The organism is Kribbella sp. VKM Ac-2568, from assembly GCF_004345365.1.
GTDB classification, from domain to species: Bacteria; Actinomycetota; Actinomycetes; order Propionibacteriales; family Kribbellaceae; genus Kribbella; species Kribbella orskensis.
Genome location: NZ_SLVF01000001.1, coordinates 652,410 through 665,628, shown reverse-complemented (window position 1 = coordinate 665,628; position 13,219 = coordinate 652,410). Strand labels below are relative to the sequence as shown.

Here is a 13,219-nt window from a genome sequence, read left to right as displayed (position 1 = left end):
TTCCGCCCTTCGGACTACAGTGGGGTGGTGGCCACCAAGACAGCGAGCGACACGGAGCTGGTCGGCTCCCTGGTCAGCCTGATGCACGTCCTCCAGGACCTGTACGCCGAGACGAGCCGCCCGCTCGGGCTGACTCCGCAGCAGGCGCACCTGCTCTGCGTACTCCTCGGCGGCCCGCTCGGCATGACCGATCTCAGCCGCATCCTCAGCATCGAACGTTCCAGCCTTACCAGCATGGTCGACCGCCTGGAACGTCGCTCACTCGTCACCCGCGCGGCTCACCCGACCGACCGCCGCGCCTGTCAGATCGCCCTCACCACCGAAGGTCTGGCCCTCGCTAACGAGGCCCACAACGCCTTCACCACCCGCATAGATGCGCTGACCTCCGACCTGTCCGCGCCAACCCGCGCCACCCTGGTCACCGCCCTCACCGGCATCACCGCCAATGGAGGAAAGAGTTGACGGCTGACGGGAAACTGGTGCGGGATCTGATCCCCGACATCATTCGCGCCAAGGGTGAGGAGCCGATCACCTACCGAGCAGACGCCGCCGAGTACCGCCGGCGATTGCGGGACAAGCTGGCCGAGGAAGTCGACGAGTTCCTGACAGCCGACGACGAGGACGCCCCAGAAGAGCTGGCCGACGTACTGGAGGTCGTCTACGCCCTGGCCGCCAACCTCGGGGTCAGCAGGGATCAACTGGAGAAGATCCGCCAGGAGAAAGCAGCCGCCCGCGGGGGTTTCGCCGAGCGGATCGTGTGGTCCGGCGTCCGCTCTTCTCGGCCGAGCACCTGTGGTGGGTCCGAACACCATGCCGGGACCTCGGACAAGAAATAGCCTGTCCGAGGTCCCGTTCTGATGTCCGCACCCCCAACAGACGCGCCGCCACCGCTAGGCCTGGAGCGTCACCAACGCCCCCGGCCGGCTGCAGCTAGAACTTGGCTGCGAGGTGGAGGCGGAGGATCGTGTCGTAGTCGACAATCTCGAAGGAGTTGGCCTGGGTCGCTTCCTCGAACTCGCTGGGGTCGACGGTTTCCTGGCTCCCGATCACCAGGAGCTTGCGCGGGTCGGTGACCTCGATGCCGTACTTCGCCTGGGCGAATGCGCGGTTCTCGGGGCTTTGGAAGTACTCCTCGTACTGCGTGAGCTTGGCCGACCCGTCGCGCACGGGTGCGCCGTACGAGCGGTGGCGCTTCTTTCCGCCCTTGGACGCGTTCTCGAGCAGCGGCAACTTCAGGTCGCCGATGATGTGGCTGCCGTCCGCACGTTCGAGGATGAAGTCCGGGGTGAGCGCGACCTCGTCCGCACCGGGGGTGCCGTCGCGCCACTCGAGGTACGGCTCACGGATCAGCTTCGTCGCGTCGAACGCCGACAACAGGATGTCCTCGTGCTGCTCCAGGAACTCACTGGCAGTCGCGTCGGGGAGACCGTGCATCAGGTACGTGCTCGCGAACGCGTCGCTCTTGAGGCGCTGCTCCACCTCGCCGCGCGGCACGCTGAAGGTGCCGACCGGATCGAGATGGTTGGACGCGGAGACCAGCTGCTGCAGGTAATCCCGGTACTTGTCCGCCGGCTCCGACCGATGAATCGCGATCGCCAGGAACGTCCAGTGGAGGCGGACCGACGAGTCGACCGTCGAAGCGAGCAGGACACGCTCGAAGGTCGCGTAGTTCCCCGGGGCGAACTGCAGGAGCTTGGTGCCGCTACCCACTACCTCACTGCCGATCAGGCTCTCGGCACCCGCGAAACTGGCCGCGAGTGCGCTGCGCGCAGACTCAGTGGCGATCGTCGCGTCCTTGAAGACCCTCTCGTCCTGCAGGACCACAACCGCATCGGATGCGGAGGATGCGCCCCCGAAGTACTGGTCGATGCTGTCGGCCTTCTGCCGCTTCACCTCGAGGGAGCGGTACTCCCGGCTCACCCCGACCAGCTCCAGGATGTTCCAGTCCGGAGTCTCGGTCAGCACCATCAGCCGCGGATAGACCAGCGGCCCGGGCAGCTCGCGCGAGTGGCTGGTGGGCAGATGCTCACTCACACTCCGCAGATGATCCCCCCAGAACTGACTGTTCACCTTGACGAACTCGGTGGGTTTCATCGCCCGCTCTCTCCTAGCTCACTCAGCCAACCCGACGTACAGACCAACCCCCAGTCTCCTCGCCCGTATTCCCACCGACGAAGCAGCCCCCGACTCGCGTTTCCGCAGGTCGGGGGCTGTGCGCTCAGCTACTTCGGGATGCCGTCGCGAATCGAGAGCCACTGACTCCAAGCAGAGCATCCGGTGTAGCCGCCGCCCGTGCCGTAGTTCTTGTGGCACACCTGGATCCGGACGTAGCCGCTCTCAGCCATGTCGTAGTTGCAGGCCCGTACGCCATTCTGGGCGATGGTCGAGTGTGGATCTCGCCGGCACTCACCACAAGCGAGCGCACATGACTCTCAGTCTCTGGGTTATGAGTGGCCCGGTCAGCATCTCAGGAGGAACGCCGAGCCTGATCGGTGTCTTGGTCGTCTCATCTGTCTCATCAGGTCCGCTGACTCTCGGAGCGTGTTGGGTACGGATCTGGGTCCGTGATGAGCGGCGGGAACCCACACCCGACCGCTTCGATGCTATTCACCCCCGAGCCCTTGGGGTCTGTGCACCTGCCCATCGCCCACGGCGCCACCGTCAACCGGCGCATCCGCCAGTCGACGAACCCCGGGCCGCCCTCAACTGATAAGCCGTCCCTGCAGGACAAACTCGTAGTAGCTTTGCTCGCCATGAAGGTGCGAGCAGCCACCGACGCGGACAGTGAAGCCATCGTTGAGGTCCTGACCGCCACCTGGGGCGGCACGATCGCTGTGGCGCACGGAATCGCCTATGACGCTGCGACGCTTCCGGCCCTGGTGGCCGAGCAGGACGGCCGCATTGTGGGCCTGTTGACCTACACGATCGTGGACGACGAACTGGAGGTCGTCACGATCGACGCCCCGGTGCGGCACCTCGGCGTCGGCGGTGCCTTGATCGGCGCGGCAGCCGATGTCGCCCGGCAGGCCGGTGCCCAGCGGCTCTGGCTGATCACCACCAACGACAATCTGGATGCGCTGCGGTTCTATCAACGACGTGGCCTGCGCATCGTCGGCGTCTCCCCGGGCGCGGTGGACGCGTCGCGGGTTGTCAAGCCATCCATCCCGCTGACAGGCGCCTACGACATTCCGTTGCACGACGAGCTGACGTTGGAGCTCCGGCTCGACTAGTCCGGCAGCATCAACAGCGTCAACCCTTAGTCGCGCCCGAGCAGGATGCCGCGGCAGCTTCAACAGCGTCAAAGGCCTCACCGCCGCGATCCGCCGCTTCATCGACGTGTCGGTTATCCGCCTGCCTATCGCAGGTTGTCACCTGTTCGTTTCTACGCAAGGCCACGTACGGTGGCTGCCAGATCAGCCGAGAAGTCAGCACCTACAGAGCACAGCCACTGCTGAGGAAACGCAGCGAGCAGGATCGGAATCATCAGGGTGCGTCTGCGCTTGCCGCCCGCCTAACCCTGGCGTTGGCCTATGAGATCGCGGGGTCGACACGCGGTGGAACTTAGCTTAGGTGATTCCACTGACGTGCCCTCTCGTCCTCGCTGGTCCGCTGTGGTTGCCTCGCGCTTTGCCTCCGGACTCCTCTACTCCTGCAGCTCATCCTTGCGCGCCGCGCTCGGCATCCGATGGTCCGCTGGCAGCTGCACCGATTTCAGGCCCATCTGTTGGGCTCGCAAGCGCATGCCGAGTCATCGGTCAGCACTCGGGCGCCGGTGTCCCGGTGGAGGCTGTCCAGGTCGGCGGCGCAGCGCAGGATCGACAAGTCAGCGTCGCAACCGCGGTCATCGCCGTCGAGCCAGACCTCCAGAACAACGCCTTGACGCAGCTCTACTGGCTGTCCGGGGTGGCTGCCCTTCAGAACACGCTCGAGGTAGCGGATGGCGGTGGCGGCCCTACTGCAATCCGGTTCACGGCCCTACTGCAATCCGGTTCATCCGAACACGTCTACTCGGTTCTGGAGCAAGGCTCGCAAGATGGCATTGAGCTACTGGCAGTACGCATAACCACTGGCACGGCGGCCGTACGACCTCCGGCACGGATGCGTGAGCCTCTGGCTCAACTCGGGGCGTACTGGCGACACAGGTGGCCGAGTGGGCCGGGCACAGCGTCACGTGCTCCTCAAGGTCTATGCGTCGTGCATCGATGGGCAGGACGAAGCGGCCAAAACGGCGAATCGAGCTGGCTCTGACGGACGACCACCTGGGCGACATCGCCTAGCGTGGACAAGCCCTGGACAAGGATGCCCGTAGATCGCCGTAGCTAGCCGGACACAGCCGGACACGTGAAGACCGCCCCTGACCCGCGTTTCCGCAAGTCAGGGGCGGTTTCGTCCCTGTGGCAGGTGCAGGGTTCGAACCTGCGTAGGCATAAGCCGACAGATTTACAGTCTGCTCCCTTTGGCCGCTCGGGCAACCTGCCAGGGTGATGCTGCTCCGAGGAGCGGCGTGAGAGACGATACAACAGACAGTGCCCCTGACAGCAAATCGGAAAGGAACTGCCCATGGCTTCGGAGTCCTCCTTCGACATCGTGAACAAGGTCGATCACCAGGAGGTGGACAACGCCGTCAACCAGGCGGCGAAGGAGATCAGCCAGCGGTTCGACTTCAAGAACGTGGACGCGGGCGTCAAGTGGTCCGGTGATTCGATCGACATGCAGGCGAACACCGAGGAGCGGGTGAACGCCGTCCTCGACGTGCTCAAGGACAAGCTGGTCAAGCGGCAGATCTCGCTCAAGGGCCTGGAGGCCGACGAGCCGAAGCTGTCCGGCAAGATCTACAAGATCAACGCCACGATCAGCGCCGGCATCACCCAGGAGAACGCCAAGAAGCTCTCCAAGCTGATCCGCGACGAGGGCCCGAAGGGCGTCAAGGCGCAGATCCAGGGTGACGAGCTCCGGGTGTCCAGCAAGAGCCGGGACGACCTGCAGGCGGTCCAGGCACTCATCAAAGGCGAGGACCTCGACTTCGCGGTCCAGTTCGTCAACTACCGCTGACCGCCCGTACTGCGAACCGCCAGTACTGCGAACCGCCCGTACTGCGAACGCGGCCAGGGGCAACCTCCGCCCAGGAAGCCCCGGCCCCGCGCGGCTTTCAGGCGTCAGCGATCAACTCGGTCGCCGGGTGACGAGGAAGGAGGCATCCTGGGGCTGGTGACGGACTTCGTGCGCTGGGTGGCCGACGACTTCGACGTGGAGCTGGCCGACCTGAAGCCGGTCCACCACGGGGCGGACGTGGCTGCCGAGGTGTGGCAGGTCTCGACCGCCACAGGCGAGCAGTACGCGGTGAAGTGGAGCGGCGGAGGCACCGACGTGGCGCCGAAGGTCACGGCGTTCCTGGTGGATTCCGGAGTGCAGGGGATCCCAGGGCCAGTCAGAACCCGCACCGGCGAGCTCTGGAGTGTCCGGGACGGCAAGCGCCTCTCCCTGGCCCCGTGGATCACCGGAGACCGTGCAGCCGACACAGGCCTCACCACGGACCAGTGGACCTCGTACGGCGCTCTGCTGGCTGAGGTACACGCCATCGAGCCACCGGCCGCCCTGGCAGCCGCAATGCCCCGCCTAAACCCCATCAACGCCCAGATGCCGGCTCTCACGAAGTCCCTGGGAGAGAGGTTCAGCGCCGGAGAACCCCAGGACGCCCTGGAGGCCGAACTCGCCGCGACCTGGCTACAGAACCAGCGGACCATCGCGCGGGTCGTCGAGCTGACCCAGGAGTTCGCACGCCGGGAGCTGGGCGGTACTCCGGTTATCTGCCACGCCGACCCCCACCTGGGCAATGTCCTGGTCGCTCCCGAGCAACTGCACCTGATCGACTGGGACGACGTAGTACTCGCGCCGGTCGAGCAGGACCTGCTGTTCATGCTCGGCGGAATGCGCTCCGTCGGCCCCACCACGCAGGCCGAGGAGGACGCGTTCTTCAAGGGCTACGGCCCGGTCACGCTCGATCACACCCGCCTGACCTATTACCGCGCCGCCCGAGCCTTGGAAGACATCGCCCTCTGGGCCCAGCAAGCCGTGACCGGTCCCGACCGCGAAACGTGCCTCCACATCCTCCGAGGAAACCTCGGCCCCGACAGCCTGACCGCCCGGGCTCTAAGGCCTAGCGAGTCGTCAGGCGTGACGTAGCCAGATGTTGGGCTCGCGGTAGATGCCCTGATCGGCCTCGCGGTCGATCTCCAGCGTGGTCAGCCCGTCGGGGATCACGTAGGTACCACTGGCCGGCAGTGCGAGCCCGGTCCACTTCTCCCATTCCTCGACCGTGCCGGTCATCGTCTGGGACACCGGAGCCGGCGCCAGCAACCGAGCGCCGAGGCGAACGTGCGTCCGCAGCCAAGGATCCAGCGGCAGCCCGTCGGCCCGGGTCCAGGTCATGAACTCGGCGATATCGGTCAGCGGATACCGCGCCTTCAACGTCGGCCGCACTGGAGCGATCATCCGCGTCAACCCAGCCAGAGCCGCCTGTTCCTTCACCGCCGTGATCACCCGGCCGGCATGCCCCTTGCCCTGCTCGTCGTTACGCACCGCCGCGGCCATCAGCACGAACGTGTCCGGCACCACACCGGCCTCCCGAGACTCCACCGCCCGCCCCAGCGCATCCGTGAACCCACCGGGCAGGTCCGAAACCGTCTCGTCCCAGGCGATAGGCACACCCCAGCACCCGCCGATCAACCGCCGGTCCTCGACCGACACCAGGTAGAACTCCCAGTCGAGGAAGTACGACCGCCGCCGCTCCCGGTAAACCTTCACCCCGGCATCGTGGAAGATGAACTCCGGCCACTCCTCCACGAACCGCTTGCCCGCTTCTTCGTCCAGTTCGGGCGCGGTGGCCACCGGGATCAGCTCATACATGCCGCGAACCCTAGACGACCCGCCCACCACCGGCCACCGCGTTTCCGGCCCGTACTACGCGAGGCGGTCCGCCGAGTTCCCGGTGGCACGCCTTGTTGAAGGCCTGCAGGTCGGGGATGCCCACCGAGGCGGCGACCGCCGGGATCGACAAGGTCGACGAGACGAGCAGGTGGCGAGCCCGGGTCATCCGCCGCTGCCGGATGTACGCGACCACCGTCATCCCCGTCTCCGCCCGGAACAACCGCGTCAGGTGGTTGTGCGACACCCCGGCCGCGGCCGCCAGCGCGGGAACCGCCAACGGCCGGGCCAGGTTCGCCTCGATGTACGCGATCGCCGCCGACACTGCCGAGTGTCCGGCGACCGCCCCACCCTCGGTGAGTGGAGCCGAAAGCTGCGCCACCCGCCACAACGCCGCCCACACCTCGGACACCACCCGGGCCGAGCCGCTCGGCGACGCCCCGATCGCCGAGCGGAGCATGTCGGACAGCGCCGGCGCCGCCGTACCGGCGTCCTGCACGACCGGGACGTACGACGGCTCTCCGACCGGGCGCGGCCGGAAGTGCACGTACAGGTGCTCCGACCGCCCGCGGTAGTCGAACTGCACCTGTACTCCGGCCGGCGTCAGGCTGACCGATCCCGGCGCGACCGGGTACGTCGTGCCGCTCACGGTCAGGTCCGCCGAGTACCCGTAGAGGTGGAACTGCCACAGGTCGGGCAGCCGGAAGATGTCCCGCGGCCCGCGCACCCCGTGCACCCCCACACCGACGTTCACGACCTCCGGCGGCTCGGCCAGGTGCAACGGAATCATGGTGAGAAATTACCATCAGTGGTGAACTCAACCCACGCGAAACAAGAGCATCGATACCTAACCTGGACGAGTAGTGACCACCAAGGCCCAGTCGCCCCGAAAGGGAGAGACATGACCCAACCGCATCGCAAGAACCTGCTCACCTCGGTCCAGATGGCGCAGTTCGTCGCCACCGGTTCGTTCCGGATGGACGCCGTCGTCCCCGACGAGATGAACCAGCAGGCGATCGATGTCCTGAAGTCCGGCATCCCCGGCGTCCCCTACGGCACCCCGCTGTCCGAGGCGTTCCAGGACAGCGAGTTCGTCCAGCGGCTGGTACAACTGCCCGAGATCGCCGGCGCCATCCACAGCCTGGTCGGACCCGAGCCGACCGTCGACCACCACGCGGTCCACATCCGCAAGGCGCACGAGGGCGAGGCGCAGAACCTGCACGGTGACGCGATCATCGACGTCCGCGAGGACGCCTTCGACGTCCAGCTCATGTACTACCCGCAGGAGGTGACGCTCGAGATGGGCGGCACCCTCAGCGTGCCCGGCAGCCACCTGCGCCGGACGAACGAGTCCGACACCGGCCGGTACCAGAACCTGCTCGGCCAGACCCGGCTCACCTGCCCGGCCGGCACCGTGGTGCTGCTGCACCACGGCATCTGGCACGGCGGCCGCAAGAACGACAGCGCCGTCGACCGCTACATGTTCAAGATCCGGTTCAACCCGACCGTCCGCCAGGTCCGGCTGTGGAACACCGACGACCTGTACGACGAGCAGGTGGCCAGGGAGCTCGGGCAGTACTTCCCCTGGTACGAGAACGCCACCGGCCGGCTGGAGATCTACAACCGGGTCAAGCTGTGGCAGGCGATCACCGGCGACGACACCTACGACCCGGACTACTGGGTGACCCGAGTGTCGAACCGTCCGCGCCGCGTGGTCGCGCAGCGCAGCCTCAACCCGCACGCCGCGAAGAAGGAGATGGCATGACCACCGCTGCCGTTCAGCAGACCGTCCGCCAGCAGGTCCTGGTGCTCTACCTGGCCTCGTCCGCGCTTGACTCCCGCACGGTCGGCTGGTCGACGTATGACGGGACCGGCGAGACCTCACCGACCACCGGCGACTCCGACGTCCCGCCGTACGCGAACGGGCTGGAGGCACTCAAGGACGGCTGGCGGCTCTTCCAGGCCGCCCAGCTGCTCCCGCCGCAGCCGGGTCACGAGTACGACGTGTCGTTCCTCAAGCACGAGTTCTTCTTCGAGAAGCTGGTCCCTGTCACGGCGTGACCCGTCACGGCGTGAACAGGCCGTGGCGCATGGCGAACAGTGCGGCGGCAGCCCGGGTGGAGACCCCGATCTTGCCGTAGATGTGCTGCACGTGGTGCTCCGCGGTACGGGGTGAGATCACCAGCTCGCGGGCGATCTCGGCGTTGGACCGGCCCCGGGCGAGCAACCGCAGTACTTCGACCTCGCGCTCGCTGAGGCCGGCAGGACGACTCGACAGGCGGCCGGGCACTCGTTGCCCGGCCGCTTCGAGTACTGCCCGCGCACAGTCCCCGTCGAGGCGCCCGGCAGCCACCTCAGCCCGTACTGCCGCCGCCGCCGCCTCGGGTGGTAGCGCTGCCCGGTGCGGGCGATCCTGGGTCAGCGCCTGGAACACGTCGGCCACGGCCAGCAGGCGGGCCGCGGGCGGGAGGTCGCTCGACTTGGACTGCCGGGGGTAGCCGCTCCCGTCGAGCCGCTCGTGGTGAAGCCCGGCCAGCGTGGCTACCGAGTCGAGTGCGACGGAGCGAGCCAGGATCCGCTCCGAGTGGTAGGGATGCAGGCGCACCTGCTCCCAGTCGCCCCGGCGCAGCTCGCCGGGCCTCTCCCAGACACCGGTGGGAACAGCGATCCGGCCCAGGTCGTGGAAGTACGCGGCCTGTTTCACCAGGGCCCGCTCGTCGTCATCCAGGAGCCGCTGACCGGCTTGATACACCAACTCCGCGACCCCGGTCGAGTGCCCGAACAGGTACGGCGACTTGAGGTCCACGAAGTACGCGAACGCGCGAGCGATGTCGTCGACCCGGTCGGCCGGAATCGTCCAGCACGGGCGCGGCTCCGCGGCGAGGGCTTCCTCCCAGACGTCGATGGTCTCCAGATCCGCCACGAGGTCCGGCTTGAAGGCCGCGACCACGTGCGGGTCGAGCCAGCCTCCTTGCCGCCTGCGCAGCATCTTCTCGGCGAGTTCCGACCCACCGAGACCGGTGAAGATCACCGCCTGGGTAGCGACCTCGGCGATCCGGGTCGCGCTGGCGATCTCGTCGCCCGCCAGACGTCTCGGCGAACCGGTGCCGTCCCAGCGTTCCAGGTTCTGGTAGAGCGCGTCGGCGACTGCCGAGCCGAGGTGGAGTCGCTCCGCAAGCATGCTGCCGACCTCGCAGATCGCTAGCAGCACCTGCGCCTCGCTGGACTTCCCGGCCGACAGCGTGCGAGCGACGTACTGGAGCCGGCGGATGCCGCTGCCCTGACCTATGTGCGTCAGGAGCGTCAGTGACTCGCGCTTGCTGGCCGGGTCGGTCCGTTCCATCAGTGGGCGGAGCCGGGCCACGCTCGGGCCCATCATGCGGGCCTCCTCGTGGGTGGTGGCGGTGCAGCCGAGGTGGCGGAGGAGGGTCGCGTAGTAGACGGTCCGCTGGTCGACCAGCGGCAGGCCGAGGTTCTGCGCCAGCCGCATCGCCACCAGGCAACTGCGGAGCGACTTCTCCGGTGGCTGGGCCATGGCGAGGTCCAGCGTCACCGAGAGCGCGCAGAGCAGGTCTGCGAGCCGCAGGTCGTCGCGCGCCATCTAGCCCCCTCCCGGCGAGCCTGCGAGATGGGCAGAACTACCGATGCCCCGGCAGGTGCCGTACGGCCATTGTGAGCCTCGAACGCCCGTTTCGGACCGACGGAGGCAGCTCATGATCCGGACCGCAGTCGTCAGACCCCGTCTCGTCACCCCGCAGTTCGCGCTGCTCGGGATGGCCGCGCTCGCCTACTTCTTCGCGGACGGACTGCTGGTGCCCGCTGTGCCGCTCTACGTGACCGGACCGCTGGCCGGCGGCGACGTCGGCGTGGGGATCGCAGTCGGCGCGTTCAGCCTGTCAGCGCTGGTACTGCGCCCGTGGGCCGGGCGGCTGGCCGACAGGCGCGGCAGGTCGGTTGCGATGATCGGCGGCGGGCTCGTCTTCGCCGCGTCCGTCGCCTGCTACAGCCTCGCGGACAGCCTCGTCCTGCTCGTCGTACTGCGGCTGCTGACCGGCATCGGCGAGGCCTTCTTCTTCGTCGGCGCCGTGACCGCGATGAGCGACCTGGCCCCCGCGGAACGTCGTGGCGAGGCGATCAGCCTGTTCTCCCTCTCCCTGTACGCCGGGCTCGCGGTCGGCCCGCCGATCGGTGAGGCGGTGGTCGCGGCGATCGGCTTCGCCACGGTCTGGGCGATCTCGAGCGGCGCGGCGGCACTGGCCGTAGTACTCGCTCTGAAGGTCGGGGACACCCGCGAGCCGGGGCCGGCCGAGTCCGGAGTACGGCTGCTGCATCCGGCCGCGGTGGTGCCCGCCTTGCTGCTGCTGGCGTTGGTGTGGGGCATGGCCGGGTTCCTCGCGTTCGTGCCGCTCTATGCGCTGGATCTGGGGTTGCCCGGGGCAGGGGTCTTGATGTTCGTGTTCGCGGCGATCGTGATCGTGATCCGCAGTGTTGGCGCGCGGATCCCGGACCGGCTGGGCGCGGAGCGGAGTGTTCGGCTGGCACTGTTGTGTGCGGCGGCCGGGCTGACGATCATCGGGAGCTGGCGGGCTGTGCCGGGGCTGGCACTCGGGACGGTCGTGCTCGGTGTCGGTGTCGCGCTCGGGACGCCCGCGATCATGATGCTCGCGCTGCAGGACGTGCCGGCCGCCGAACGAGGTGCGGTGATGGGCACAGTCAGCATGAGCATCGACCTGGCACTCGGTCTCGGCCCGGCGACCTTCGGACTCGTTGCAGTCGGCCTCGACCGCGGTACCGGCTTCCTGGCCGCGGCCCTGGTCGCCGGATCAGGCCTCGCCCTGGCCACCAGAGGCTTGCCGAGAGCGAGACCTGCCGCAGCACTAGGCCGGTAGAGCCCCATCCCAGATCGACTCGAGGCGGTGCAAGGCCAGCGACTTCAGCATCAACGGTCCGTCGGTGACCAACTGGAGTCCGTGACCAGCACCCGCGAAGTCGACGTTGAGGCACTCGTAGAACGCACCGTCCGCGGCGAAGATGTCGAGCTGACCTCGGTCGACGAGCAGCCTCAGCGACAGGGTTCCGTCCGGTGAGACCGGCAGGTCGTAACCGTCCAACTGCGCTGACCCCAGGTCGTAGCGGACGGACCGCGCCTCGGTGGCGGTCCCGAGCCGGAAGCTGAACGCCGTGGCCTGCGAGGCACTGAGGTCGAAGGTGGCCTCGAGCTCGTAGGTATCAGCGGCTTCGGCCGAGAGCAGGTCCCGAGCGGTGTCCGGCGACAGCTCGACCGGGCCCCACTTCGTTGTCGAGCTGCGCAGGAGGCGGATCTCGTCGATCGGTTCGCTGGAGAGCCGTGGGCCGTCGGGAGTGCTCACGAGCCGCTGCTCCACCGGGAAACTGGCGTTGCCGGTCCAGATCGAGCCGCGGTTGCCGCCCTGCCAGGCCAAGGTGACGACCCGGTCATCCGGCAGGTTCTCGAACGACTGGGCGGCGTAGTAGTCGCTCCCCGCGCCGCCGGTGTTCCGGGTGATGGTGCACGGTTCTGACCAGGACGTCCGGAACTCCCGGCCGTCGAAATCGCCAACAACGTACGAGCCGCGCGCGTCCCGCAGTACGTAGGTCACGTCGCCGTCCAGTGCCATCGGGGTGAAGTCCGGGCACTCGAACAACCAGCCGGCCGCGAACCGGCTCGCCCGCTCCCAGTCGCGCAGGTCGGCGGACACGAAGAAGTCCACACCGTTGCCGCCGGCATCGGACCAGACCACCATCACCCAGCGCCCGCTCGGCTCGTGCCAGCAGACCTTCGGGTCCCGGCTCTCGGTCCCGCTCGGCTGCGCCACCACCCGGCCGCCGTCGTACGCCGTGAAGGTGCTGCCGCCGTCGAGGCTGTAGAGCAGCCGGACGCCCTGGGTGCCGGAGAAGACCACGATGGGGTCGTGCGAGCCGTCCTTGAGCCCGGACGTGTTGCGGGTGTCGACCACTCCCCCGCCGGACCACAGGTCGCCGGGGTGGATCCTCGGATCGAGCGCGATCGGCTGCTGCCGCCAGTGGATGAGGTCGGGGCTGGTCGCGTGCCCCCAGTGCATCGTGTCCCAGGCCAGGCCGTACGGGTTGTGCTGGTAGTAGAGGTGGTAGGTGCCGCGGTAGTACAACAACCCGTTGGGATCGTTCATCCACCCGCTCCGGGAGCTGAAGTGGAACTGGCCGCGGTTGGCCTCCTGGTAGTCGGTGTCGGCGTAGGGGAAGTACTCCCCGGGGACGGGACTTGCTGTCGCGACCGCCCGGTCCGGCTGCGTCATGG

Annotated in this window: 14 protein-coding genes and 1 tRNA gene; 8 read left to right on the top strand and 7 right to left on the bottom strand. The window is 67.7% G+C overall.

Annotation, left to right across the window (positions count from 1 at the left end; all coding sequences use genetic code 11):
• Nucleotides 1-27 precede the first annotated feature (27 nt).
• Together EV648_RS03145 and EV648_RS03140 are read left to right on the top strand one after the other, a co-directional pair.
• The gene (locus EV648_RS03145) at nt 28-462 is read left to right on the top strand and encodes a MarR family winged helix-turn-helix transcriptional regulator (protein WP_241994840.1); all 435 of its coding nucleotides are present in this window, start codon (nt 28-30) and stop codon (nt 460-462) included.
• Nucleotides 459-836, top strand: a complete 378-nt coding sequence (locus EV648_RS03140; RefSeq protein WP_132284765.1) for a nucleoside triphosphate pyrophosphohydrolase — start codon at nt 459-461, stop codon at nt 834-836. Before EV648_RS03145 ends, EV648_RS03140 begins: the two co-directional genes overlap by 4 nt.
• A gap of 94 nt (nt 837-930) precedes the next feature.
• Here the strand turns inward: EV648_RS03140 and EV648_RS03135 are convergent, their stop codons facing one another.
• Both EV648_RS03135 and EV648_RS44670 read right to left on the bottom strand, forming a co-directional pair.
• Complete coding sequence (locus EV648_RS03135) at nt 931-2,094, bottom strand: hypothetical protein (RefSeq protein WP_132284763.1); 1,164 nt, start codon at nt 2,092-2,094, stop codon at nt 931-933.
• Nucleotides 2,095-2,222: 128 nt separating this feature from the next.
• Nucleotides 2,223-2,345, bottom strand: coding sequence for a hypothetical protein (locus EV648_RS44670; RefSeq protein ID WP_255512780.1), 123 nt, complete (start codon nt 2,343-2,345; stop codon nt 2,223-2,225).
• A 408-nt stretch (nt 2,346-2,753) separates the two neighbouring features.
• On the opposite strand from EV648_RS44670, the gene EV648_RS03130 reads away from it, so the two are divergent.
• A complete protein-coding gene (locus tag EV648_RS03130; protein ID WP_132284761.1) occupies nt 2,754-3,230 on the top strand; it encodes a GNAT family N-acetyltransferase in 477 nt (158 codons plus the stop codon).
• A 1,165-nt stretch (nt 3,231-4,395) separates the two neighbouring features.
• On the opposite strand, the gene EV648_RS03125 is transcribed toward EV648_RS03130, so the two are convergent.
• Nucleotides 4,396-4,478: transfer RNA gene (locus EV648_RS03125), tRNA-Tyr, on the bottom strand.
• An 82-nt stretch (nt 4,479-4,560) separates the two neighbouring features.
• Here EV648_RS03125 and EV648_RS03120 point away from each other — a divergent pair.
• Both EV648_RS03120 and EV648_RS03115 read left to right on the top strand, forming a co-directional pair.
• Complete coding sequence (locus EV648_RS03120) at nt 4,561-5,052, top strand: YajQ family cyclic di-GMP-binding protein (RefSeq protein WP_132189793.1); 492 nt, start codon at nt 4,561-4,563, stop codon at nt 5,050-5,052.
• Between the two features lie 156 nt (nt 5,053-5,208).
• On the top strand, nt 5,209-6,183 hold the full coding sequence (locus EV648_RS03115) for a phosphotransferase enzyme family protein (protein ID WP_158293885.1): 975 nt from the start codon (nt 5,209-5,211) through the stop codon (nt 6,181-6,183).
• Here EV648_RS03115 and EV648_RS03110 read toward each other — a convergent pair.
• Together EV648_RS03110 and EV648_RS03105 are read right to left on the bottom strand one after the other, a co-directional pair.
• Nucleotides 6,169-6,906 carry a hypothetical protein gene (locus EV648_RS03110; RefSeq protein ID WP_132284757.1) on the bottom strand — a complete coding sequence of 246 codons (738 nt, stop codon included), beginning with the start codon at nt 6,904-6,906 and terminating at the stop codon, nt 6,169-6,171. The two genes, EV648_RS03115 and EV648_RS03110, sit on opposite strands and share 15 nt — an antisense overlap.
• Nucleotides 6,907-6,916: 10 nt before the next feature.
• Nucleotides 6,917-7,714: a helix-turn-helix transcriptional regulator gene (locus tag EV648_RS03105; protein WP_132284755.1), complete on the bottom strand. Its 798-nt coding sequence runs from the start codon at nt 7,712-7,714 to the stop codon at nt 6,917-6,919.
• A 111-nt stretch (nt 7,715-7,825) separates the two neighbouring features.
• Here EV648_RS03105 and EV648_RS03100 point away from each other — a divergent pair, with 111 nt between their 5' ends.
• Both EV648_RS03100 and EV648_RS03095 read left to right on the top strand, forming a co-directional pair.
• A complete protein-coding gene (locus tag EV648_RS03100) occupies nt 7,826-8,689 on the top strand; it encodes a phytanoyl-CoA dioxygenase family protein (RefSeq protein WP_199234396.1) in 864 nt (287 codons plus the stop codon).
• The gene (locus EV648_RS03095) at nt 8,686-8,985 is read left to right on the top strand and encodes a hypothetical protein (protein ID WP_132189788.1); all 300 of its coding nucleotides are present in this window, start codon (nt 8,686-8,688) and stop codon (nt 8,983-8,985) included. Before EV648_RS03100 ends, EV648_RS03095 begins: the two co-directional genes overlap by 4 nt.
• A gap of 4 nt (nt 8,986-8,989) precedes the next feature.
• Here the strand turns inward: EV648_RS03095 and EV648_RS03090 are convergent, their stop codons facing one another.
• Nucleotides 8,990-10,525, bottom strand: coding sequence for an HD domain-containing phosphohydrolase (locus EV648_RS03090; protein WP_132284753.1), 1,536 nt, complete (start codon nt 10,523-10,525; stop codon nt 8,990-8,992).
• Between the two features lie 112 nt (nt 10,526-10,637).
• On the opposite strand from EV648_RS03090, the gene EV648_RS03085 reads away from it, so the two are divergent.
• Nucleotides 10,638-11,813, top strand: coding sequence for an MFS transporter (locus tag EV648_RS03085; RefSeq protein WP_158293884.1), 1,176 nt, complete (start codon nt 10,638-10,640; stop codon nt 11,811-11,813).
• Here EV648_RS03085 and EV648_RS03080 read toward each other — a convergent pair.
• A complete protein-coding gene (locus tag EV648_RS03080; RefSeq protein ID WP_132284749.1) occupies nt 11,802-13,217 on the bottom strand; it encodes a glycoside hydrolase family 32 protein in 1,416 nt (471 codons plus the stop codon). The genes EV648_RS03085 and EV648_RS03080 overlap by 12 nt on opposite strands.
• Nucleotides 13,218-13,219: the final 2 nt, after the last annotated feature.

What these genes read in the sequence shown, in the direction of transcription:
- EV648_RS03135 (WP_132284763.1), bottom strand. Translation starts at nt 2,094, where the DNA reads ATGAAACCCACCGAGTTCGTCAAGGTGAACAGTCAGTTCTGGGGGGAT.
- EV648_RS44670 (WP_255512780.1), bottom strand. Translation starts at nt 2,345, where the DNA reads ATGGCTGAGAGCGGCTACGTCCGGATCCAGGTGTGCCACAAGAACTAC.
- EV648_RS03130 (WP_132284761.1), top strand. Translation starts at nt 2,754, where the DNA reads ATGAAGGTGCGAGCAGCCACCGACGCGGACAGTGAAGCCATCGTTGAG.
- EV648_RS03120 (WP_132189793.1), top strand. Translation starts at nt 4,561, where the DNA reads ATGGCTTCGGAGTCCTCCTTCGACATCGTGAACAAGGTCGATCACCAG.
- EV648_RS03110 (WP_132284757.1), bottom strand. Translation starts at nt 6,906, where the DNA reads ATGTATGAGCTGATCCCGGTGGCCACCGCGCCCGAACTGGACGAAGAA.
- EV648_RS03105 (WP_132284755.1), bottom strand. Translation starts at nt 7,714, where the DNA reads ATGATTCCGTTGCACCTGGCCGAGCCGCCGGAGGTCGTGAACGTCGGT.
- EV648_RS03100 (WP_199234396.1), top strand. Translation starts at nt 7,826, where the DNA reads ATGACCCAACCGCATCGCAAGAACCTGCTCACCTCGGTCCAGATGGCG.
- EV648_RS03095 (WP_132189788.1), top strand. Translation starts at nt 8,686, where the DNA reads ATGACCACCGCTGCCGTTCAGCAGACCGTCCGCCAGCAGGTCCTGGTG.
- EV648_RS03090 (WP_132284753.1), bottom strand. Translation starts at nt 10,525, where the DNA reads ATGGCGCGCGACGACCTGCGGCTCGCAGACCTGCTCTGCGCGCTCTCG.
- EV648_RS03085 (WP_158293884.1), top strand. Translation starts at nt 10,638, where the DNA reads ATGATCCGGACCGCAGTCGTCAGACCCCGTCTCGTCACCCCGCAGTTC.
- EV648_RS03080 (WP_132284749.1), bottom strand. Translation starts at nt 13,217, where the DNA reads ATGACGCAGCCGGACCGGGCGGTCGCGACAGCAAGTCCCGTCCCCGGG.